Source organism: Paenibacillus prosopidis (assembly GCF_003337375.1).
GTDB classification, from domain to species: domain Bacteria; phylum Bacillota; class Bacilli; order Paenibacillales; family Paenibacillaceae; genus Pristimantibacillus; species Pristimantibacillus prosopidis.
The window spans coordinates 110,294-133,479 of sequence record NZ_QPJD01000013.1 but is presented as its reverse complement, the minus strand read 5'-3'; the positions used below and the strand labels follow the sequence as shown (position 1 = coordinate 133,479).

The window sequence follows — 23,186 nt, the reverse complement described above, 5'->3', positions numbered from 1 at the left end:
GCGAGCGGGTTACTTTGCTTCATACCAATTGACACCGTAATTGACATCGGCTTTAAGCGGCACATCCAGAGTGAGCGCACCAGCCATTACTTCCGGCACAAGTGACTTCATAAGCTCCAGCTCATCCTCCGGCACCTCGAATACGAGCTCATCGTGTACTTGAAGAAGCATGCGGCTCTTTAGCTTGCGTTCGCGCAGCGCAGCGTCCATTTGTACCATAGCCAGCTTAATGATGTCAGCGGCTGTCCCTTGAATCGGCGTGTTCATCGCCGTCCGTTCCGCGAATGAGCGGATGTTGAAGTTAGAAGCGTTAATATCATTTAAATAACGTCTCCGCTCAAGCAATGTAGTCACATAGCCGTCTTTGCGGGCTTGTGTCTTGATATCATCCATAAATCGCCGTACGCCTTCAAAAACCTCCAAATATTGCTCGATAAACTGACCAGCGTCCCTGCGCGTAATGCCAAGGTTCTGCGATAAGCCAAAATCGCTGATTCCGTATACGATACCAAAGTTAACGGCCTTCGCCTGCCGACGCATGTTGGAATCCACTTGTTCTGCTGTAACGCCGAATACGTCCATAGCCGTTTTCGTATGAATATCCATATCGTTAATGAACGCTTCCTTCAAATTTGCATCGCCGGAAATATGCGCGAGTACACGGAGCTCAATTTGTGAATAGTCGGCAGCGAGAATGTACCAGCCTGGCTCGGATGGGACAAAGGCCTTCCGGATTTTGCGTCCTTCCTCCAGTCTAATCGGAATATTTTGCAAGTTAGGAAACTGACTGCTAAGCCGTCCGGTCGCTGCAATCGTCTGGCGGTAATACGTGTGAACCTTGCCGGTTTCTTCGCGAATCTCCTTAAGCAAGCCTTCCACATAGGTCGACTGCAGCTTCGAAAGCTGGCGGTAATGCAAAATAAGCGGTATGATCTCGTGATAAGGAGCCAGCTCCTCAAGCACCTCGGCATCCGTCGAGTAACCTGTTTTCGTTTTTTTCTTAGCGGGCAGTCCAAGCTTATCGAACAAAATCTCGCCAAGCTGCTTCGGCGAACCAATATTAAATTCGGTTCCTGCATGCTTATAAATGTCACTGATAATGGCCGTTAGCTGACGCTCCAAATCGCTTCCAAGCGTTTCGAGCTCCCGCTTCTCGACCTTAATGCCTAGGCTCTCCATTCCGGCTAAGATGCGGGACAACGGCTGCTCCAGATCAAAATAAAGCTTGCTCATGCCTGTTCGGCCCAGTTCTTCCGTCATGATGGGCACCAGCCTTCGAACCGCTTCCGCTTTGAGGGCCAAATGACGATAGAGCGTGGCCGCAGCAGGCACTTTGAACTTCGCGCCTTTGCCATACACCGCATCATCTGAAGGCACAGCCGGCAAGCTATGCTTCTCATTAATACCGCTGAGCGTCTGACTCGCTTCCGTCGGATCGAGCAGATAAGCGGCAAGCTGTACGTCGAAAGCGGCCCCTTTAAAGCCGATTCCCCTCCACGTCAGCGCCAGCTCCGCTTTGTGCAGATCAAAGCCGTACTTAGGTTTAGAGGGTTGCTCCAGCCAATCGCGAAGCTTCGCTGCGAAGGGCTGCTCCAAAACGGTGATCGGCAGCGCATATACCGCCTCCTCAGCAGCGACGGCCATACCGATCAGCTCGGCATGATGCGGATTTTCACCAACCGATTCGATATACAAACCGTTCTTATCCGTCTTCTCCAGCGTTTGCAGTAACTGCTCCAGTAAAGCCTCATCCTTGTCCGACTCAATGACATGAATAGACAGCTCGGCTGCAGATGCTTGAGCTGCCTCTTCCGCATCTCCCGCATCCGCCCCCAATTGCAGGCGTTCAATAAGCGATTTAAATTCCAGTTTGCGAAACGCTTCTGCCAGCTTCACGGCGTCATAGCCATCGTAACGAATCTCATCCGTTCCCTGTTCGATAGGTACTTCACGGAAAATCGTCGCCAGCCTCTTGCTCATGATGGCGTCGTCCTTATGGTTCTCTATGTTTTCTTTCAGCTTCCCTTTTAGCTTGTCCAGATTATCCAGAACATTTTCAACCGATCCATGCTCATGGAGCAGCTTAAGCGCCGTCTTCTCGCCGACGCCCGGCACTCCTGGAATATTATCTGACGTATCGCCCATCAGCCCTTTCAGGTCGATGATTTGCAGCGGCACAAGGCCGTATTTCTCTTGAATCGCTTCAGGGGAATACAGATCGACCTCGCTAACGCCCTTGCGCGTGACTGCAATCGTCACCTTATCCGAAGCGAGCTGCAGCATATCCTTATCGCCAGTCACAACAACAGTCGATACACCCTTCTCATCGGCGACCCGCGTTAAGGTACCGATAATGTCATCTGCCTCATAACCGGACAGCTCGAACTGTGAAATGTTGAACGCGTTCAGCAGCTCCTTGAGTACCGGAAATTGCTCCGACAGCTCCGGCGGCGTCTTTTCCCTTCCGCCCTTATACTCGGTGTAGCCTTCATGACGGAACGTGATCTTGCCTGCATCGAACGCCACAAGCACATGTGTCGGCTTCTCCTGGTCAAGCAGCTTAAGCAGCATTAACGTAAAACCAAATACCGCATTCGTATGCTGTCCTGCAGCATTCGTTAATAATGGCATAGAGAAGAACGCTCGGTAAGCGATACTGTTCCCGTCAATTAACATCCATTTTTCCATATGGCATCAACACCTCGTTTATGTAACATACATACCCATCATTATACCACAAAATGGGCCTTCCCCAAGCATCGTCTGCCAGAGAAAAGCCCATTGCTTCAGCTTGTCCTATTACTTATAAAGAAAATTCGGCCGGTCTGCCCAGCAAGTATCCCTGCGCATAATGGACGCCCATGTCCCGCACTTTGGCGAGCTCCTCTTCCAGCTCAATTCCCTCGGCTATAATGGATATGCCCATTTTGGCAGCGAGTTGAATTAACGTAAACAAAATATGCTCCTTCATCTCATCCAAATGAATGTTCTGAATGATCGAACGATCCACCTTCAAATAGTCCGGACGAAGCTCGACGATTGACTGCAGAGAGGAGTAGCCTGCTCCAACATCGTCGATCGCAATCTGATAGCCTTGGCTCCGGTAATGCTCGAGCGCCCGCTTCACCGAACCGAAATCCGCAATGGAGCTGCGCTCCGTTATTTCGAATACGACGTTATGCGGCGACAAACGGTGCTGCTCCAGCAGACTAAGCGTTTGACCGGGCGAGAAGCCCGGATCCTCCATGATTTGCGCCATCACGTTTATGAACAGCTTCTGCTCCTGCTTCAGCGGCATGCAGCCATCAATCGCCTTCTCCCGCGCTAGACGATCAAGCGCATAAGTAAGCCCCTCCTGCTCGGCAAAAAGAAACAGCTCCATCGGTCCGGTAAACCATGTTCGGTCCATTGTTCGAGTGAGAGCCTCATATCCGAATACTTTGCCTTGCTCCAGTGAAACGATTGGCTGATACACAGGATTAATCAGCCGCTGACCCAGCAGCCGGTCAATCGCCCTCCGTTTTAAGCTGCGTTCCATTGCTCCTGCCGATTGACCGTGCAAAATCGCTTTTTTCATCGATTCATACCAGAAAAGCCCATTATCCAGAACGTTATTCGCCTCCACGACGGATACGCCTGCATGCAGCTTCCCTTCCCAGCGGCAATCTTCATCGACGTTCAGTTCAGCAATGAATTGCTGCTCCCACTCTGCCGTATGCTTGTATGCGAGCTCGAGCAGCCAGCCTTCCAAAAGCTCCTGCCGTCCGTTCGGAAGCCGCATATGAATGAATAAATCATCATTCATCCATTGCAATCCTTCAAATAGAATTGAGCTTTTGAATACGTTCTCTGCTTCTCGCTCTGCAAACGAACGCCACCGCTCCCGATACAAAGCATCTATATCTGTAAGATTTGCCGTTTGTAAATGCCATGACAAATAGATGACGCCGAGATTGCCGGAACTGTCGCTTTCCGTGCCGTTTTGCTGCTGTATAACCCGAAGATGTCTCACGTTTACTTTCGTTCCTCTCCATGATGCGTTCCTGTTATTTGGCCTATTATATACACGCTGCCTTTTTGCGCCTTTGCCTGCTTCTTCAGCTTAGCTGCAAACCTCGATATATACTCGGGCGTCAGCTGCACTTCACCGTCCCAAAGCATGAGGGACAAAGATAGCGTTACGCCTTCCTGCTCGACAATGTTGCCGTGCCGGTCCTCAACGGTCGTCACCTCTACACCGCCGTAGAAAGCTTTAATACCGCTGTCGAAACGCTCGATTAACGACTGGCAAAATTGTTCCGCGTACACCGCTCCGGTGACCGCTATAAAGTCATCGCCGCCAATATGTCCGATAAAATCACTGCCTTGGCCATGCTGATTAAGCTCCTTCCGGAGCGAATCCGCCAAATAGCGGATAAGCTCATCGCCAAGTCCGAAGCCGAAGCAATCGTTATACCATTTAAAATAGTCCAAGTCGGCGTAAATAACGGCAAAAGCTTCCTTTTGCCCAATGCGGCGTTGGAGCTCAAGCTGAATCTCCTCATTGCCCGGAAGTCCTGTCAGCGGATTGGCTGTACGGGCCGCCTCCGTCCGCAGCGTTGTCATACATTCCAAAATGGATCGTATCGAAGCCGCACCTGCCATCTGGCCGTGCTTCGTAATCAAAACAACATCGTATAGCTGCGAGAAATCCCTGGCCATCGCGAGCTGTGACACTTGCTCAACAGGCAGCTGTTCATCTACAATAAGCGGCTGATCGTTCATAATGCGTTCCACCGGCCTATTCCAATAGAGCGGAAGACCGAATTGACCGGCCAGCATTTGATGCAGCTTCTCTTTCATTAAAATCCCGATAGGTCGGCCTTGATCAACAATAACAGCTCCCTGCGCCTTTGCGTTCGTATCAAATAAGTAAGCGACCTCCGACACGCGCGCACGTGCCGGAAAGATAGGAAATGGAACCGCTAGCGCTCCGATTCTAACCGTCTTTCCATGTAATCCCATCAATTGCGGCAGATGCTGGCTGTCAACTTTGTCCGTCAATTCTTCCGCACCGGCCTTGTCCACTTCAATTGCTTCCTTTGCATCAGATCGATCTATATTCAACGGAACATTATAAGCGCTCTGCTCCATGGCTTCGAGCAGCACCCGGTAAATAACCGTTTCCGTGGAACGCCCTGTCGCGGGCAGATATGTAACGGCAACCCCGATATTCACCTCTAACGTTTTGTCAATGTTACGCTGCGGCTCCTCTTTCATCCAAGCCTTCCGCAGACGGCTATGCAGCCGTTCGGATGCCCCCTCTGTAAGCTTGACGATGGGCTCGTCCTTCTGCTGTCTATAAAACAAGAAAAAATAATCCCACTCCAGCCGTTGGCGCCAAAACAAACGCGGCTCCCCGCTCTCCCATAGCTGCAAAGCCGCTTCGGCAGCCGAGTTTCCCGACCGGAAGCGGACATAAATGACTCCGATGCCGCCTCCATGCCAGCGCTCCTTGATGCTGCGGATCATATCTCGATTGAAAAGACCAACCCCAACCTCATCCATCTGGATCCCCTCGATCAACCGTCGTCTATTTCAATTGCTTTACTTATAAACTGTAACAATTAATTGTGAAGTAAGATGCATAAAACGGTTAACTTTAGGTAAAATTCGACAAAAACATGAGTCCTCTGACCTATTGAAACAAAAAAACCGTCATAGCAGGGCTGCTCTAACGGTTTTTGAATATCTATTTTTCTTATACGTTCAAGTCCGGTCTGCTGCCTGTTACGAGATAAACGACGCTCTCGCCGATATTCGTGGCATGATCGCCGAAGCGTTCCAGGTAGCGGCCTACAAGGGTGAGGAGAGAAGCTTGCGTAATGTTCCGCGGATTTTCCATCATAAGCGAGTAAAGCTCACGTGTAATTTGTCCGTACAGAGCGTCTACCTGATCGTCATCCTTTGCCATTTTGTACGCCAAGTCAACATTTTCTTGAATAAATGATTGGATGGACTCATACGTCATCAACTGGACAATTTCCGACATTCGCGGCAAATCGATCAATGGCTTGATGAGCTCCTGTCCTTCCAAGCGTAACACGACCTTCGCAATGTCGACCGATAGATCGCCCATCCGCTCCAAATCACTGGCGATTTTGAATGCGGACAAAATACGTCGCAAATCCTTTGCAACCGGCTGTTGGGTTGCAATAAGCTTCGATCCGATTTCGGTAATTTTCTCTTCCATTTGATTAAGGGATGGATCGTTCGTAATAACCTGCTTCGCACGGTCTACATCAACAGCTTTCAGTGCTTCCATCGATTCAACTAGCGCCTTCTCCACATATGTACCCATATCAATGAGTAGGTCATGAAGATGCTCCAGTCCTTTGTCAAAATCTTTACGTATTGTCATCACAACGTATACCCCCTTATAGTCTATCGTCCCGAATTAGCCGAAACGTCCGCTAATGTAATCTTCCGTGCGCTGATCCGTCGGATTGGAGAACAGCTTCTCTGTATCAGAATATTCAATAACCTCTCCATTTAGGAAAAAAACAGTTTGGTTCGATACGCGGGCCGCTTGATGCATGTTGTGAGTAACCATAACGATTGTATACTTGTCCTTTAGTTCCTGGGCAAGCTCTTCAATCTTCAAGGTGGAAATCGGGTCAAGCGCCGAAGTCGCTTCATCCATGAGCAGGATGTTCGGATTTACAGCAAGTGCGCGCGCAATGCAAAGACGCTGCTGCTGTCCACCTGACAGTCCGAATGCGGAACGCTTCAAATGATCCTTCACTTCATCCCACAAAACGGCCGATTTCAAGCTCGTTTCAACGATTTCATCTAGCTCCTTCTTGCTTGTTATGCCGTGGAGACGAGGGCCGTACGCGACGTTGTCGTAGATCGATTTAGGAAAAGGATTCGGCTGCTGGAACACCATGCCTACTTTTTTGCGGAGCGTCTCCACGTCTACTTCATTCGAATAAATTTCCGTCCCGCCGATGGCGATGCCGCCTTCAATCCGCGTGCCCGGGATCATGTCGTTCATACGGTTAAGCGTACGAAGCAAGGTCGACTTGCCGCAGCCTGAAGGGCCGATAAAAGCAGTTATGGCTTTCTCAGGAATCGTTAACGTTACATCCTTCAAAGCGTGGAAAGCGCCATAAAACAAATTCAATTTATTAATATTAATAAGTGCTTCCATATCGTTCTCCTCCAATTATACGTTCTTCTGATATTTATTGCGCAGCAATATAGCCGAGAAATTCATAAGCAGCAACAGAGCGAGCAGGACGATAATACCGCTTGCCGCAAGCTCTTGGAACTCAACCTTGGGCTTGGACAACCAGTTATACACTTGAATCGGAATAACAGTAAACGAATCCTTAAGGCCTTCCGGCAGGAAAGCAACATAAGTTAACGCTCCAATCATAACAAGAGGCGCCGTCTCCCCGATTGCCCGGGACATGGCAAGAATGACACCGGTCAACACGCCGGGAAGTGCTGATGGCAAAACGGATCTGTATACGGTCTGCCACTTGGTAGCGCCTAGAGCAAAGGAGGCGTCGCGGCGTGATTTCGGAACGGCGCGAATGGCTTCCTGCGCAGACACGATAATAATCGGCAATACGAGAAGCGTCATCGTCAAAGCTCCTGCTATTAAGCTGCGGTCAAGCGCAAGCAGGCGCACGAACAATGCCAATCCCAAAATGCCGTAAACGATGGAAGGAACACCTGCCAACGTACTGATGTTTAATTGAATAAGGCGGGTAATTTTGCCCTTCTTCGCATACTCCTCTAAGTATATAGCCGCTCCGACACCAAAAATAAATGAGATAGGCGCCATAATAAGCAGCATGTAGATCGTACCGACTAACGCTGACTTCATACCCGAACCTTCAGCTCTGCGAGAAGGGAAGTTCGTGAACAGATCCGGCTGCAAACGGGCAATGCCATCGATTAATATATCTACGATAAGCGCGCAAAGGGCAATAACGCCAATAGACGTTGCCACAACGAACAAGATATGCAGCAGCCAATCGGTACGCCGTCTGCCGGCTATTTGAGTGCGGTTGGCATCTTGAAAGATGTTCATCTTAGTACTCCTCCCTGAATTTTCTCGCGATATACTGAGCAAGAATATTGAGCAGGAACGTAATGACGAACAACGTCATGCCGACCGCAAAGATCGATCCATACTCAATGCTTCCGTGCGGCGTATCTCCTAGGCTGACTTGTACGATATAGGCGGTCATCGTCTGGATACTGTCAAGCGGGTTAACCGTCATATTCGGCGTCGAACCGGCAGCTACCGTAACAATCATCGTCTCGCCGATAGCCCTGGAGAAAGCAAGCACAGCCGAAGCAACGATACCCGAGAAGGCAGCTGGAACGACGATCTTCAGCGCGACCTCAAATCTTGTAGCACCCAGCGCATAAGCGCCGTCACGCAAGCTGCGCGGGACAGCGGACATCGCATCCTCACTGAGAGAACTCACCATAGGAATGATCATAATTCCGACTACGATACCTGCGCTAAGCGCATTGAACACGCCGGCACTGTCGAATAAGCTTTGAATGAGCGGTGTTACTAAGCTGAGCGCGAAATAACCGTATACGATTGTGGGTACGCCAGCGAGTACCTCTAGAATCGGTTTAATAATCTTGCGGACGCGCTTTGGTGCGTATTCCGATAAGTAAATAGCGCTAGCCAAGCCTAATGGTATAGCAACTAAGCAGGCAATGAATGTAATCATAAGCGTACCTGACAAAAGCGGAAGAACGCCGAAGCTTTTGGGCGGAATCAAAGGTGACCATTTTGTCCCGAACAAGAAATCTAATATCGGTATTTGCTTAAAAAACTGGTAGGTTTCAGTAATGAGTGTAAATACGATGCCTATTGTTGTTAAGACGGAAACAGATGCACATAGAAACAAAACAACGGGCATCAGTTTATTCATAATGCTTACGCGTTTATTTTTGAACTCGTATAGTTCCTTGTTAACGGTTTGCGCCTGGTCAATCGATTGCAGACCTTCACTTTGCATACCGGCGTCCTCCCTCTTGCCTTTACAATTCGTTTACATATGTGTCGTGAAAAATGTGATGTCCCACGAGACACCACATTTTTCACACTAGCGTTGTTACGTTTATTCTAATTATTGAATTTTTGCTGCTTCAGTTGCATATTGCTCATCTGGAAGAGCGACATAACCAACTTCGCCAGCCAAAGGACCAATGTTGTTGATGTAGTATTTAACAAATTCTTTTACTTCAGGACGCTCAAGCTCTTTGTTGTTTACGTAGATGAAGAGCGGACGGGACAATGGAGCGTAAGATCCGTCTTTAATTGTTTCTGTAGTAGGAGTAATTGCTCCAGCGCCGCCATCCACAGGAACAACTTTCAATTTATCTTGGTTTTCTTCAAAGTAAGCAAAACCGAAGTAGCCGATACCGTATTTGCTGCCTGATACGCCTTGAACAAGCGCATTGTCGTCTTCGCTGAAGCTGATTGCTTTATCGTTACGAATGCCTGCTTTGTCAAGAATAGCTTCGTTAAAGTAGTCATAAGTACCGGAGTCAGCACCTGGCGAGAACATTACGATCGGTTCAGCAGGGAAAGTATCGCGCACGTCTTTCCAAGTTGCAACCGTGCTGCCTGTTACGAAGATTTTGTTCAACTCTTCAACAGTCAGGTGATCAATGAAGTCGTTGTCTTTGCTTACTACAACCGACAAACCGTCGAATGCTACTGTAAGTTCTGTATACTCGATGCCAGCATCTTTACAAGCTGTAGCTTCTTCGTCTTTGATTGGACGGGAAGCATCTGCAATCGCGATTTCGCCTGCGCAGAACTGTTTGAAGCCGCCGCCTGTACCCGATACGCCTACTGGAACGCGAACGTCCGCGTGCTCTTTATTGAACTCTTCCGCAGCTGCTTCAGTCAGCGGGAATACTGTGCTTGATCCGTCAACTTTAATTTCACCGGATAATTTTGCTGCTTCGGTTGGAGCGTTTGTTGCGTTGTTCGTTGTACCTGTATTTTCAGTTTCTGCATTTCCTCCGGTATTATTACCGCATGCAGCCGCGAATGCAAGCATCGCTACCATCGATAACATCAAGATCCCCTTAAAGCCTTTCTTCTTCAACAACTCAACCACTCCTCGTTTAGTGTCTATTGGGGTTGTCCCCTGTGACTTCTATACTACTGGCCGATTGTAAATCGGGTATTCTTCTTTTGTTAACTCCATGTTAAAAATACGATTGTTGTAATTTCTCCATTTCACTGGCGACATGAATCGACTGCTGATGCGCTTGCTCCGAAAGCGCGCCGATCTGCTTCGCACTGTTTCGATTGTCAGCTGCCGCACGGAATAAGCGATTGAACGCCTCCGCGGCTTCACGGACATGTGCTTCGCTGGCTGTCGTTTCTGACCGGCCGGAATGCGCGAGAGTTGTCGTCTGTGCGATGGCATCTACGATGGTTCGCGTGAGCGTCGTAATTTCGTTAGCAGATTGTTTCGTTTGACTGGCCAGCTTCATGACTTCACCAGCTACTACCGCAAAGCCGCGGCCATGCTCCCCCGCACGCGCTGCTTCAATAGAAGCATTTAGGGCCAGCAAGTTGCTCTGTTCAGCTAATTCCTTAATCAAAATCGATACTTTGCTGATTGAGCCTGCTTCCGCATGAAGCTCATTCATCCGCTGCTCCTGCAGCTGTGAATTCGTCGCAAGCGAGCCGAACGCTTTCGTTACTTTATCGAGCTCGTTCTTGCCCGATAAAGTTAAATCGACCATTTCAACCGATAATGATTCGCCTTGCGCTGTCGATTCACGAACGCTGCTTACCGCTTGTTCAATTTCTTTCACGCGCTGCTCGGCAGAACGGATCGTCCTCATTTGCGCGTCTATCGCTTCCTGTTGAAGCATTCTGGAAAGCTTGAGCAAGTCCGAAACGGTCAATATGCCATGCAGCTTCCCGTTTTGCGTTACGATGACGCAATCATAAAGCACGCTGTCATGCCGGCTTAGCGCACTATCGATCAGCTGCTGCGGCGCATCATGATAATCAACCGTCAAAGGGCTAGAGTCCATCATCTTTGTAACAGGCTTGTCATAAAATAAATCAGCACTAAACCGGTGTCCTAGCTTTAAGAAGAAACGATTCCGCATCATGAGTCCGATTGGTGCCGCCTGCTTGTCGCATACGATGACACATTCACAATCCGGATTCTGTTTGAATATGGATATCGTTTCTCTACACGTTTGCTCCGGCCTTACAGTCGGTGTCTGACGCAAGAAATCCTGCAGCCGAGCTGACTGATGCTTCGGTTCTAAGGCTGATGTAAATTCAGCTGTGGCTTTCCCTGGGTTACTGCTTTCATTTTGCTCGTTGCAAGGCAATACTTCCTTCTCTAGAACAGTTGCTGCCATTGGCGCTCACCCTCCTACTATTCCCATATACAATAACTATAGGTCTGAAGCATCAACAGTAATATGTGGAAATGTTATCGCAATGTTAAATTCGACAATATTTTCAAGCTCCATTTAACTTTCGACAAAAAATAAGCCGTGCGGAACGCACAGTCTTTCGTGCGTTTCACACAGCTCTCTCTTTAACTGAACTATTATTTCGCTTCCCGCTTCAAAATACGGCAGCTGTAAGCAGACAATTCAACGCTTGCACCTGAACCCTCGCCCGTTAATAAATCGGTGTAGCTGCGCTCATCCAATGAGACGGTTACGCTGCCGGCGCTGAAGTTCGATACGAATACATAGTCGTTCATTCCGTCTGTCCGCATTTGTGCGGTCACACCAGGCGGCAGCTTCGTTTCGAGTACGCGGGCAATGCCTTTTTCCCGTACGATGCTTTCCAGCAAGTCGTTTGTAAAAGCAGCGTCATTACGCGATGCAACATAATAAGCTTTGCCCGCTCCCAGATGATTGACCGTTAATGCCGGACGCCCGGCATAGAAATCTTCGCCGTACACCGCAAGCGCCTCCGCGCCTTCGAGATGAATAAGGTCGCAAAGCTCGCGCGCCGTATACTCGCCGCTGAGTCCCAGCGCATTTCCGTCGTTCATCACAACACGATTCGAATCGTGATCGTGCAGCGAATCAATCTCTTCCGACCAAATACCGAGAGTCTTGCGCAACGGGCCAGGGAAGCCAGTTAAGAAGCAAAGATCGTTCTCATCTACGATACCGGTCCAATAAGTAGCAACGAACGTGCCGCCATTTTCGACAAAACGCTCAATCCGCTCGCCAACGCCTGGACGAACCATATACAGCATTGGAGCTACGAGCAGCTTATACTGCGAGAAGTCACATTCCGAGTCGATAACATCAACCGGAACGCCGAGGTCCCAGAACGGACGATAGTGACGCTTTGCCGTTTCTTCATAATGAAGGCCGCTGTTGCGGGGACCTTGTGAATCCTTCACAGCCCAGCGGTTTTCCCAATCATAGATGAGCGCAACCTCAGGCTTGACCGTCGTGCCCACAACTTCTGTCAGCTTCTCAAGCGTCGTACCAAGCTCCGCTACGTCGCGGAAAACGCGCGTGTTTTCATGACCGACATGGTCAACGACTGCCCCATGAAGCTTCTCGCTTGAGCCTCTGCTTTTGCGCCATTGGAAATATTGCACCGTATCGGAACCGTGCGCCACTGCCTGCAGCGAAGAAAGCATGTGCATGCCCGGACGCTTCACCTTACTGATCGGCTGCCAATTCGTCATGCTTGGCGTGCTTTCCATCAGCATGAACGGCTTACCGCCCTTGAGTGAACGGAATACATCATGGTTAAAGCCGATCCAAGCTGCCTGCTCGCTGTCATCCCCGCCGTTATCATGCCAAGTCGGATAAGCATCCCAAGAAATCATGTCAAGCAGATCGGTAAACTTCCAATAGTTAAGCGGCTCGAAATCGAGCATAAAATTAGTCGTAATCGGCAGCTCGCTATTTGCTGCGCGAAGCGGTTCGATCTCATGTCGGCAGAAGTCAACCGTTTGATCGGTAACGAATCTTCTCCAGTCGACGTTTTGGCCGTGAACCGCATTTTCCCCGCGAGCGGTAGGAGACTCAACTTGACTCCAATCGGTATACGTATGGCTCCAGAATGTTGTCCACCACGCATCGTTAAGCGCCTCGATTGTTCCGTATTTATTTTTCAACCAGCTGCGGAACGCTTCCTCACAATAGGAGCAATGGCATTCGCCGCCGTATTCGTTCGAAATGTGCCAGCCGATTACTGCAGGATGGCCCGAATAACGCTCAGCAAGCTTGCTGTTCATAATCTTTACCTTCTCACGGTAAACCGGAGAAGTGAAGCAGTGATTGTGACGTGCGCCATGCAGATTGCGAATACCGGTAGGCGCAACACGCAGCACCTCAGGATACTTTTGAGACATCCACACCGGACGGGCTCCGCTTGGCGTTGCGAGCAAAGCATATATACCGTTATCAGCAAACTTATCAAGCAGCGTATCCAGCCATTCGAATGTAAATACGCCCTCCTCCGGTTCAATAGCCATCCATGCAAAAATGCCGACTGACATCACATTGCATTTAGCAAGCTTCATGAGGCGGATATCTTCCTCCAGTACCTCTGGATATTTTTGCCATTGGTCCGGGTTATAGTCTGCACCATGCAGCATTTGCGGTATTTTACCACTGATCGGCGGGAACTTCATACTCATGCCAACAACCTCCTGGTTCGTCTTGATTATAGCCATTATTGGATATACTATAATGATATTCATATTATATCTCGTTAATAGTGCTAACTAAATAATAGTATTTTCGCATAGCTTTCAAAATATGAAACAGGAGGTCTTGTTATCGATACGATGGTTTTCCCGATTTTGACAGAGTCGGATACAACTCTTCCGGTATATCTGACCAGCATCGGCCATTGGAGCAATCAAGAGTCGATCGACCGTCCGAACGGCTATCCGAACTTCCAATGGCTGCAGGTAATGACGGGTGCAGGCGAGCTCCAAGTCGGCAATCAAAAAATGGCCGTACGCGCCGGCCAAGGGTTCTGCTTATTTCCGAACGAGCCTCATCAATATTTCGCCATCCAGGAGCCTTGGGAAATTTTTTGGATGAGCTTTAAAGGAAGCCTGTCCGATACGATGTTCAGGCAGGCCGGTATCACGCAATCCGGTGTCTATTCCACTGCCGATCATGATATGATTATTACCCACATGAAAAACATATACGCGATGACCCAGTCCGGCCGGGCGTTTCTTGGGTTGGAATGCTCCAAGCTCGTTTATATGTTTCTGCTGGACCTGATGAAGGTTATTCTCGTCAGCTCCCACTCGGTGGAGCAAAACTATTTGAAGCTCAATCCGGTCCTTCAATATATTGAAGAGCATTACAATGAGCTCATAACGATAAAGGATTTGGCGAATTGTATTGACGTAACTCCGCAATATTTATGCCTATTATTTAAGAAGGCGATGAAGCTGAGACCGATGGAGTACGTTAACCGGGAACGCATCAATCGCAGCAAGGAGCTCATGTTCCACGAGAGCGATATTAAAATGCATGAAATTGCTCATCGCGTAGGCTTCGATTCACCAAGCTATTTCAGCTCCGTATTCAAGCGGCTGGAAGGCCTCAGCCCCGAGCAGTTCAAAAAAATACACGGTATGCGATAGCCAGGCAGCTTCGCCATATGTATAGGAGGTTTCAAAGATGTCAGACAAACAACAAATTTTCGCCGAGATTGACCATTATTCTGAGACATTCCGTACGATTTCCCGTTCGATAGGCAGCCGCCCGGAGCTCGGGCATGAGGAGTTTTACGCCTCCGAGCTGCTGTGCGCGGAATTAACGCGCCTCGGGTTCAAGGTCGAGCGCGGCATACTTGGGCTTGATACATCGTTCATCGCCGTATTCGATTCCGGCAAGCCGGGACCGACCGTTGGCTTCCTATGCGAATACGATGCACTCCCCGAAATCGGTCACGCATGCGGACATCATCTCATTTGTTCAATGAGCATTGCGGCTGCTGCCGGCCTAAAAGCCGCACTCAACAGCAACAGCAGCATCGGAGGCACAATTCGCGTTTACGGAACGCCAGCCGAAGAAACGCACGGCGCCAAAGTACCGATGGCTGCCGCCGGCCTGTTCGATGATTGCGACTTTGCGCTTATGGCGCATCCGTATCACACCTTCGAACGTTCCGGAGAATCACTGGCGCTCGATGCGATTCAATTTGAATTTACCGGCGTAGCCGCACATGCAGCCGCGAGCCCCTATGAGGGGGTGAACGCGCTCGATGCGGTGCTGCAGCTGTTCAACAGCATCAATGCGCTGCGCCAGCAGACCCGCAGCGACACTCGTATACACGGCATAATCGACAACGGCGGCAAAGCGCCGAACATCATCCCTGATTACGCTTCGGCCAAATTTTATGTGAGATCCGCTTCGCGTGTGTATACGAATGAGCTCACGGCTAAGGTGATGCGCTGCGCTGAAGGTGCTGCTCTGCAGACCGGCTGCACGCTAAAGACGAACAATTATGAGTTTTCCTATGATGAGCTGCTCACAAATGAAACGCTGTCCGAACAATTTAACTTAAACCTCATTGAAGCCGGCATTCGTCCTGAAGAAATCGAAATTGGCAAAGACCATGGCTCGCTTGATCTGGGTAACGTATCCGTTCGCTGCCCTGCCATCCACCCTTACGTAAAAGTCGTTCAAGACCGGCTGCTGCTTCATACCGAAGCGTTCCGTGATGCCGCCATGACCGATTATGCGCTGGATGGCATGCTGTTCGGCGCCAAAATGCTTGCCGCGACTGCCTATGACGTTTTTGCCGATCCTGCCCTGCTCGCCCGCATCCGTGCCGAGTTTGAACAAAGATAAATCGAAAGTCTGAGAGGTAATTATACGCGGATGTAGTTCAGCGGGAGGGGATAACGATCATGCATCCCATTGTAAAACCTGACGGCCAGTTAAACGATCCATACATTTGGCGGAGAGAACCGCTTTACAAAGGAATGAACGGTAAATACGTAGAACGGGTATATATAACCCCTTCTGAGACGTTTATTTTCAAACCGTTAACGAATACAGATCAATATGGAACCGAGGTCTGGGTATATGAGCAGATACTGCCTTACGTTCCACCCGTTTATCCGAAAATGATAGCCCGTTCTTCGACTAGCCGACCCGAATACAGCTGGACATTGTTCGAGGATTTAGGCCAGCTTGAACATACGTTCCATGAAGAAATTGCACATGCGCTTATCGTTCATATCGCTGCTTGGCATGCTTTGCCCATAGACAATTTCGTTCAAGCACCCTTGCGTGGACCTAAGCCATCCGCTGAAGCTATTCGCACAGAACTATTGCAGCACGAAGAGCAAGTACGGGCTTTGCTGGAATCATTACCTATTCCCCGCCGCCTGGCAGACCGGTTATTCTTCAATTTACGGCGGGAAAGCTTGCCTACATCCTTCGTGCTGTCACATGGCGATTTGCATCTAGGCAACTACGCACTTGTAAATGAACAGATTAAGGTGCTGGATTGGGAGCATGCCCATCTGAACTGCCGTTATTGGGATTTATATCACGTCATTGATCTGTCGCATCCGTTATTTCCGAAAACGGTCACTCCCATGATGCGGGAACGGCTCCTTGACGGCTATCTGCTGCAGGTCGAACAGCAAAGCACCTATGTACATAATCATTATTTTAAACAAGGGTATTACTTGTTCTCATCAATGTTTTCATTGTGGATGCTAAGGCTAATTTCAAACGATATTCAAAAAAATAACGGCACATGGCCAGAGGAGCAATTGAAGGAGCAGCTTCTAGAAACAACAATGAGCTTCATTCAATGCGCAGAACGATTATAGCTCATGCTAAATCTCCGCTCTGTTAGGATTGAATCGCGTACCGCTTGCGAAGCACATTTACCATATCTAAAATCTGCTCCGAGGCCGGCAAACACAGCTGAATTTCAGCCTCCCTCAAGGCCTCCTCAGTTTCCTGCATCAATACCACGCGCTTTACCGCATCAACAAACAACCGCCCGGCGCCCGGACCAAGTCCGGTCAATTCCTCGAGGCTGGCTGTACGATCATCGGTTACTACCGGATGATTGAATGGCCCTTCCCCAATTGCCGCCCGATCATAGAATGAACGTACGAGCTGCGCCCTCTCCTTTCCTGATCCCTCGGCCACCACGAATGCTTGCACGATGTAAGCATTCGTCTGTCTTCGCTGCGCAATTCCGCAAAACTTAAGACCATTTATACTTAAGTCAAAATCGCCCGGACAATAAGCACCCTTTATTTCCCCTTTATCGACCAGGCATCCGCTTTCCTGCAAGGCGTTCCGGATTAACTCATACATTTTCTCGAAATCCTGGTGAAAATGAGAGCTACGCCCGCTAGCCTTCGGCAAAATTAGCGATATATTAATAACACCAAGATCAAGCGGAACAGCCGCTCCTCCTGAATTTCTTACCGCGGTTGCATAGCCATTCGTCTCGAGCCAATGCTGAGCATCCCCAGCTCCAGGAAGGCGGCTGTCACGCAAGCCCATCACAAAAGCTCGTGGATGACGCCATATATGGCAAATGGATGGTCCGCCTTGTCCCTTTCGCCTGCACAGCAGCTCGTCCAACGCGAACGAATATAAAACATCCTGCTGCGATATATCGTTCATTCGATCCAATAGCAGTATATTGTCCAGCTCCTCTGCTCCGAGTCAAATTCTATGCTATCTATTTTAGCGATAAACGTGCAATATTGCATCCCTTGTTGCCATTATCGGGCGCTTTCACTACAATAAAGGTATTGTCATGAAGTGCCAAGGGGGAAGCAGTCATTGGAAGCCTTTAATGAAAAGGTCGCATACGAGAACCCATTATTGTCGCTGCGAATTTTTCAGACGATGCGCAATGATGATAGTTTTACAAACTGGCATTACCACAAGCAGCTCGAGCTGCTTCTCATATTAGAAGGCCATTTGGACGTGTACGTAGCCGAGGAGAGCTTCCATCTCACCGCCGGCGATGTCATTTTAATTGGCGCATCGGAGCTGCACCGCGACCGCAGCTCAAGCTTGCTTGATTATATTGTTCTGCAGTTTGATTTGGAGCAATTTTTCGACCAGAGCACCATTCCTTATATGCGTTATTTTTCGGAAACCCAAATGCCTCTGAGCAAAGCGAACTACATTTTCGCGGAAAACAGCATTGTTAAACAGCAAGCAGTCTCCTGCATCCGGCAAATACTCAATGAAGCTACGCGCAAAGAGACAGGCTACGAGCTGGCGGTCAGCGTCCTTATTAAACAAATTTTGCTGCTGCTGCTGCGCAACGACAGCCGCAAGGTGCTGATCGAGCAGGACAATTTCGACCGCGTTCGCCTGAAGCCGGTTCTCGATTACGTGGAAAATCATTTAACAGATCGTATTCAAGTCGAAGAGGTTTGTAAAATAGCGAATATGAGCTATTATTATTTCGTCAAATATTTCAAAAAGACGATAGGTTTATCGTTTACAGAATATGTGAATTACCGCAAGGTGAAGTGGGCGGAACGGATACTGCTTACGAAGGATTTAAGCATTTCGGAGGTTGGCGAACGGATCGGCATGCCAAATATGGCCCATTTCTATAAAATGTTCAAAAAATACAATGATTGCTCTCCAAAGCAATTTCAACGCAAAATGCTTGTATGGAATCGGCAATAGTCATGAAAAAAAGCTCGTCTGCCCTATAGTTTCGGGGTAACGAGCTTTTTTGGCATAACGAGCTTGTAGCCCACGCCGCGAATGGATTCAATTTGAACCGATTGTTGTCCAAGCTCAAGCTTTTTCCGCAGCGAGCTAACATGAACGTCAACGGTTCGCTGACCGCCGATATAATCGAAGCCCCATACAACGTTCATCAGGTCATCACGTGTAATAACCATGCCCGGGCGCTGAACCAAATAGAGCAGAACCTCGAATTCCTTCGGACGCAAAGGAATGGTCTCGCTGTTCAATATAACCTCGTACTTCTCCGGATAAATCGACAATTCTCCCGCCGTAATGACCTTTTCCGTTGTTTCGACCGGCTTGCTGTCGTCAAGCTGCGTCCGCCGCAGCACTGCCGATACGCGCGCTAGCAGCTCGGCAACGCCAAACGGCTTCGTAATATAGTCATCGGCTCCGTGCTTCAGTCCTTGAACGACCTCTTCCTCCGCATTGCGTGCCGTCAAAATAATGACCGGCGTTCGCACGCCGTTTTGGCGGAGCCGATTTAAAATTTCAAAGCCGTTCATGCCAGGCAGCATGATGTCAAGGATAACCAAATCAAAGCTGCGCTGCAAGGCGGTTTGCAAGCCTTCTCCGCCATGATCGATAACGGTCGTTTCGTATCCCTCTTGCGTCAAATTGTACGACAAAAGTCGCGCTAATGTCGGTTCGTCTTCAATTACGAGCACTTTATGCGACATGGTGACCTCCAACTTGGCGAATGGCACCTCAAGTGCCGCTTTCGCATATTTAAACATTTTCCACCTTATTTTATCATGGTTTCATGAAGAATAGGTAAATCTTTTTCTATTGCAGCACCGGCAGCTCAATAATGAACGTCGAACCGACTCCTAGAGAGCTCGTTACCGAAATCGTCCCTTTATGCAGCTCCACCAGATGCTTCACGATCGACAGGCCAAGTCCCGTACCGCCTGAGCTGCGTGACCGTGCTTTGTCCACGCGATAAAAACGCTCAAAAATCCGCGGCAAATCCTTCTTCGGAATTCCGATGCCGGAATCGCTGATCGATATACGAATGTGATCATCGCCGACACCCTCGACCTTAACCGACACCCGTCCGCCATCCGGCGTATAATTGATGCCGTTTGAGAGCAAATTCATGACGATTTGGCGCAGTCGGTCCTCATCCGCCTCAACATACAAACCCTGCTCTATATTCATGCTGAGCTCAATGTTTTTGCGGGAAGCCTCCGATTCCATTAATTTAACCGATTTGGATATAAATGAGTCAACCTCCACGGGGGAAAATGAGAGCGGCACACGGCGCGACTCGATTTTGGACAGCTCCAAAATATCACCGATCAACCGGTTGAGCCGATCGCTCTCGTCGTAAATAATTTGCAAAAACGAGCGCGCCGTTTCTTCATCGTTAACGGCACCGCCAAGCAGCGTCTCCGCGAATCCCTTCACCGCAGTTATCGGCGTCTTCAGCTCATGAGAGACGTTAGCGACGAATTCGCTTCGCATCCGCTCCAGCCTTCGAATGGCTGAAACGTCCTGAAGCACAAGCAGCACGCCGGAAAACTCGTTGCCATCCGGATGAATAGGCACCAAATTAAGCTCAAGCAGCCTTTCTTCCGGAAAATAAAACGTAATCTCTTCGCGCAAATGCTCCTTATTTTTTAAGCCTTCCTGAATCATTTGCGACAGCTCGTACTGCTGCTTCGCCTCGGCAAAGTGGCGGCCGACAAGCTCGCGCGCCGAGAAGCCGAGCACTTCCTCCGCACGTCTGTTCATCAGTACGATTTTTCCGTTTTTATCGATCATGACGATACCGTTAATCATATTGTCCAGAACGCTTTCCAGCTGATTTTCATTTTGCTGGATGCGTGTCATCTGAACCTGCAGGCTATCTGCCATCGCATTAATGGCATTGCCGAGCTCTCCGATCTCATCCTGCTTCGTAACCTTCACCCGCGCGCGGTAATCCATATTTTTAATCCGCTTTGCAACCTTCGTAATTTGCTCCAGCGGGAGCGTCATGCTTAGCGCAATTCGGTAGCTGATTATGGCTGCAACAAGGAAGAGTGCCAACAAACCAAGGACCAGCACCATCGTTAAATTACGAATGCTTTGGTCAACTTCATTCAAGCTCATGGCAAGCCGTATAATATTTGGCGTTTGATCTGGAATAATTTCGACAGGAATCGCTACATATATCATATTTTGGTTCGCGGTGTCGCTTTCACGAATCGCTCTGCCCGTTCCAATCTCCAATGCTTCCTTCACTTCTGCGCGGTCAAGATGGTTGTCCATCTGCGAAGGGTCCCAGTCGGAGTCTCCCAGCACGACGCCGTCATTTCGAATGAAGGTCACCCGGGCACCTGTATAACGCTTTAGCTCCTTCGCTTCGTTCGTATAGTGATCATACAGGGAAGACAATTCGCCCGCCTTCCATTCCATCCTCGCCGAGATGATTTGCATCTCGCGAACCATGTTGTCTTCAAGCGCATCAATGTGGTTCTCCTTAAATGTTTTTGCCATGAATAAGCCCGCCGTGCTTACCGATAGGGCTATCATTGCAATCATAATGAGCGTGAGCCTTGTGCGAAAGCTGTTCATCCGGTTCACTCCAATTTTTATATTTAAACAAAACTCGTTACGTAAGCTTACGTCTGATGCTTAAATCATTCAACGTTTATCGTACATGCGGCATTGCGGTTTCGCCAGCTTTGTTTTTGTTAAGTTTTTGTAAAACGTAATGATGGACCGTCGCCAGCGGCTGCTGAATGAGAATAGACAATACAACCGGTACCGCCGCAAGCGGACTGAAATAACCAAGCGCCAGCACGATGCCAAGCGAAATGTTGCGCATGCCGGTTGCATAAGAAACCGTCACCTGCTGCTCTCGATTGTGCAGCTGAGCCGTGCCGATATAACCAAATGCATAGCATAAACCTACCAATACGATAACGAGCGGTACAAGCAGCAGCATATCTTCTTTCAACTGATTAAGATGAGGTGCGATGGCCGATGCATTAAGCGAAACGACCGCAACGAAGCAAAACTTCGAGACTGGCGCCGTAAATGGCTGAACGACACCTTGGATGCGTCCCCGGCTAAACTGGTGAAGAGCAACCCCGATAATCGTTGGAAGCACGATAATGATAAGGAGATCAACAATGAGCGGTCCAGCCTGTACATCAACCGCCGAGTCAAAAAACAAATGTATGCCTGCCGGCACGACAAGCGGACTAAGCGCCGAATCGAGTACGACCATCGCAAGCATAAGCGGTACACTTCCGCCTGACATCCCTACCCAGAGCACCGTAGAAACCCCTATCGGAATAATCGTAAATAGAACAAGTCCCACGACGTAAGGTGATTCTGCTCCAAAAACGAACGATCCAATGCCGTACGCGACAAGCGGGGACACGACATGCGCAATGACAAACGTTAGCCCCATGATACCGGGTCGCCGCAGCACCTCCCGTAATTGGCCCAAGCCGCAGCCGATCGCCATCGTTAATGTCACATAAGCAAACAAATAAGGCACCGCTTGAATGAACGGGTTAAGCTGTGAAGCAAATAGAAAACCGAGCACCAATGAGCCCGGTATAATAACAAACATCCATCGTTCAAAATACCGGTTAAAGGCTAATCCCATCTCACGCATGACGTTTCCCTCATTTACATCGTCTAGTCGTATGAATACATAAGCTTTATAATAGCATAGACAGCCCTTCTGATATACGTTATCCGTTTAAAAACCGTTTTCGTAAAAGGAGCCGATTTACCAAATGGACAGTCATTTTTTTGCTTATATGTACAGGTTGAAATATATTGAACGATGGAGCCTGATGCGCAATACGACAAAGGAAAATGTGGCGGAGCATACGTTTCATGTCGCGCTTCTTGCGCACATGCTCTGTGAAATAGGCAATCGTATTTACGGCAAATCGTACAACGCCGACCGGGCGGTCACAATAGCGCTGTTTCATGATGCGACCGAAGTATTTACAGGAGATATTCCGACGCCGGTCAAGCATCACAATCCGAAAATGCTCGCCAGCTTCCGTGAAATCGAAGCAATGGCCGCCGAACGGCTGCTTGGCATGGTTCCTTCCCCGCTCCAGCCTGCCTATGGATCTCTTCTCGGCAAGCAGTCAGACACGGATGACGGACATGACAAACAGCTGCATCACATCGTGAAGGCAGCTGATTTGCTTGACGCTTATTTAAAATGCTTGTCCGAGCTCTCCGCCGGCAACCGTGAATTTCTCGTTGCCAAAGGCCAGACAGAGCTGGCACTCGCCAAGTTGAACATGCAGGAGGTGGAATGGTTCCTCGCTCATCTGGCTCCCAGCCTCGGCATGACGCTAGACGAGCTTTCCTAGCTAATCGATGCAGCTGTGTTCCAGCCAAATGGGTAGGTGGCCGAAATTTCGAGAGCAGCTTGCCTGACGGCGTCCCAA

Annotated in this window: 19 protein-coding genes; 5 read left to right on the top strand and 14 right to left on the bottom strand. The window is 49.1% G+C overall.

Going from position 1 to position 23,186, the window contains the following annotated elements:
* Positions 1-9 precede the first annotated feature (9 nt).
* The 10 genes from polA to DFP97_RS20325 form a co-directional block, all read right to left on the bottom strand.
* Complete coding sequence (gene polA / locus DFP97_RS20370) at positions 10-2,688, bottom strand: DNA polymerase I (RefSeq protein WP_114382030.1); 2,679 nt, start codon at positions 2,686-2,688, stop codon at positions 10-12.
* A gap of 115 nt (positions 2,689-2,803) precedes the next feature.
* Positions 2,804-4,012 carry an EAL domain-containing protein gene (locus DFP97_RS20365; RefSeq protein WP_114382029.1) on the bottom strand — a complete coding sequence of 403 codons (1,209 nt, stop codon included), beginning with the start codon at positions 4,010-4,012 and terminating at the stop codon, positions 2,804-2,806.
* 2 nt (positions 4,013-4,014) lie between these two features.
* Positions 4,015-5,547: a GGDEF domain-containing protein gene (locus tag DFP97_RS20360; protein ID WP_114382028.1), complete on the bottom strand. Its 1,533-nt coding sequence runs from the start codon at positions 5,545-5,547 to the stop codon at positions 4,015-4,017.
* A gap of 193 nt (positions 5,548-5,740) precedes the next feature.
* Positions 5,741-6,400 carry a phosphate signaling complex protein PhoU gene (phoU, locus tag DFP97_RS20355; protein WP_114382027.1) on the bottom strand — a complete coding sequence of 220 codons (660 nt, stop codon included), beginning with the start codon at positions 6,398-6,400 and terminating at the stop codon, positions 5,741-5,743.
* Between the two features lie 36 nt (positions 6,401-6,436).
* The gene (gene pstB, locus DFP97_RS20350; RefSeq protein WP_114382026.1) at positions 6,437-7,192 is read right to left on the bottom strand and encodes a phosphate ABC transporter ATP-binding protein PstB; all 756 of its coding nucleotides are present in this window, start codon (positions 7,190-7,192) and stop codon (positions 6,437-6,439) included.
* A gap of 15 nt (positions 7,193-7,207) precedes the next feature.
* Complete coding sequence (pstA, locus tag DFP97_RS20345; RefSeq protein ID WP_114382025.1) at positions 7,208-8,083, bottom strand: phosphate ABC transporter permease PstA; 876 nt, start codon at positions 8,081-8,083, stop codon at positions 7,208-7,210.
* 1 nt (position 8,084) lies between these two features.
* Entirely contained in the window at positions 8,085-8,948 is an 864-nt protein-coding gene (gene pstC / locus DFP97_RS20340; RefSeq protein WP_245976476.1) for a phosphate ABC transporter permease subunit PstC, read from the bottom strand.
* 198 nt (positions 8,949-9,146) lie between these two features.
* A complete protein-coding gene (locus DFP97_RS20335; protein WP_114382023.1) occupies positions 9,147-10,139 on the bottom strand; it encodes a PstS family phosphate ABC transporter substrate-binding protein in 993 nt (330 codons plus the stop codon).
* Between the two features lie 100 nt (positions 10,140-10,239).
* Positions 10,240-11,421 (bottom strand): methyl-accepting chemotaxis protein, encoded by a 1,182-nt coding sequence (locus tag DFP97_RS20330; RefSeq protein ID WP_114382022.1) that lies wholly within the window; start codon positions 11,419-11,421, stop codon positions 10,240-10,242.
* A 194-nt stretch (positions 11,422-11,615) separates the two neighbouring features.
* Positions 11,616-13,685, bottom strand: a complete 2,070-nt coding sequence (locus tag DFP97_RS20325; RefSeq protein ID WP_114382021.1) for a beta-galactosidase — start codon at positions 13,683-13,685, stop codon at positions 11,616-11,618.
* A gap of 165 nt (positions 13,686-13,850) precedes the next feature.
* Between DFP97_RS20325 and DFP97_RS20320 the strand changes: the two genes are divergently transcribed.
* The 3 genes from DFP97_RS20320 to DFP97_RS20310 are packed head-to-tail and all read left to right on the top strand — an operon-like array spanning position 13,851 to position 16,862.
* Positions 13,851-14,654: an AraC family transcriptional regulator gene (locus DFP97_RS20320; RefSeq protein ID WP_181873603.1), complete on the top strand. Its 804-nt coding sequence runs from the start codon at positions 13,851-13,853 to the stop codon at positions 14,652-14,654.
* Between the two features lie 37 nt (positions 14,655-14,691).
* Positions 14,692-15,867, top strand: coding sequence for a M20 family metallopeptidase (locus tag DFP97_RS20315; RefSeq protein ID WP_114382019.1), 1,176 nt, complete (start codon positions 14,692-14,694; stop codon positions 15,865-15,867).
* 59 nt (positions 15,868-15,926) lie between these two features.
* On the top strand, positions 15,927-16,862 hold the full coding sequence (locus DFP97_RS20310; protein ID WP_114382018.1) for a phosphotransferase: 936 nt from the start codon (positions 15,927-15,929) through the stop codon (positions 16,860-16,862).
* Between the two features lie 22 nt (positions 16,863-16,884).
* Here DFP97_RS20310 and DFP97_RS20305 read toward each other — a convergent pair whose 3' ends face one another.
* Positions 16,885-17,676 (bottom strand): lipoate--protein ligase family protein, encoded by a 792-nt coding sequence (locus DFP97_RS20305; RefSeq protein ID WP_114382017.1) that lies wholly within the window; start codon positions 17,674-17,676, stop codon positions 16,885-16,887.
* 162 nt (positions 17,677-17,838) lie between these two features.
* Here DFP97_RS20305 and DFP97_RS20300 point away from each other — a divergent pair, with 162 nt between their 5' ends.
* Positions 17,839-18,705, top strand: coding sequence for a helix-turn-helix domain-containing protein (locus DFP97_RS20300; protein WP_114382016.1), 867 nt, complete (start codon positions 17,839-17,841; stop codon positions 18,703-18,705).
* Positions 18,706-18,728: 23 nt separating this feature from the next.
* Here the strand turns inward: DFP97_RS20300 and DFP97_RS20295 are convergent, their stop codons facing one another.
* From DFP97_RS20295 to DFP97_RS20285, 3 genes are all read right to left on the bottom strand, one after another.
* Positions 18,729-19,451: a response regulator transcription factor gene (locus DFP97_RS20295; protein ID WP_114382108.1), complete on the bottom strand. Its 723-nt coding sequence runs from the start codon at positions 19,449-19,451 to the stop codon at positions 18,729-18,731.
* A gap of 106 nt (positions 19,452-19,557) precedes the next feature.
* A complete protein-coding gene (gene pnpS / locus DFP97_RS20290) occupies positions 19,558-21,333 on the bottom strand; it encodes a two-component system histidine kinase PnpS (RefSeq protein WP_114382015.1) in 1,776 nt (591 codons plus the stop codon).
* Positions 21,334-21,409: 76 nt separating this feature from the next.
* Positions 21,410-22,387 (bottom strand): bile acid:sodium symporter family protein, encoded by a 978-nt coding sequence (locus DFP97_RS20285; protein ID WP_114382014.1) that lies wholly within the window; start codon positions 22,385-22,387, stop codon positions 21,410-21,412.
* Between the two features lie 124 nt (positions 22,388-22,511).
* Here DFP97_RS20285 and yfbR point away from each other — a divergent pair, with 124 nt between their 5' ends.
* Positions 22,512-23,108 (top strand): 5'-deoxynucleotidase, encoded by a 597-nt coding sequence (gene yfbR / locus DFP97_RS20280; protein ID WP_114382013.1) that lies wholly within the window; start codon positions 22,512-22,514, stop codon positions 23,106-23,108.
* Positions 23,109-23,186 lie beyond the last annotated feature (78 nt).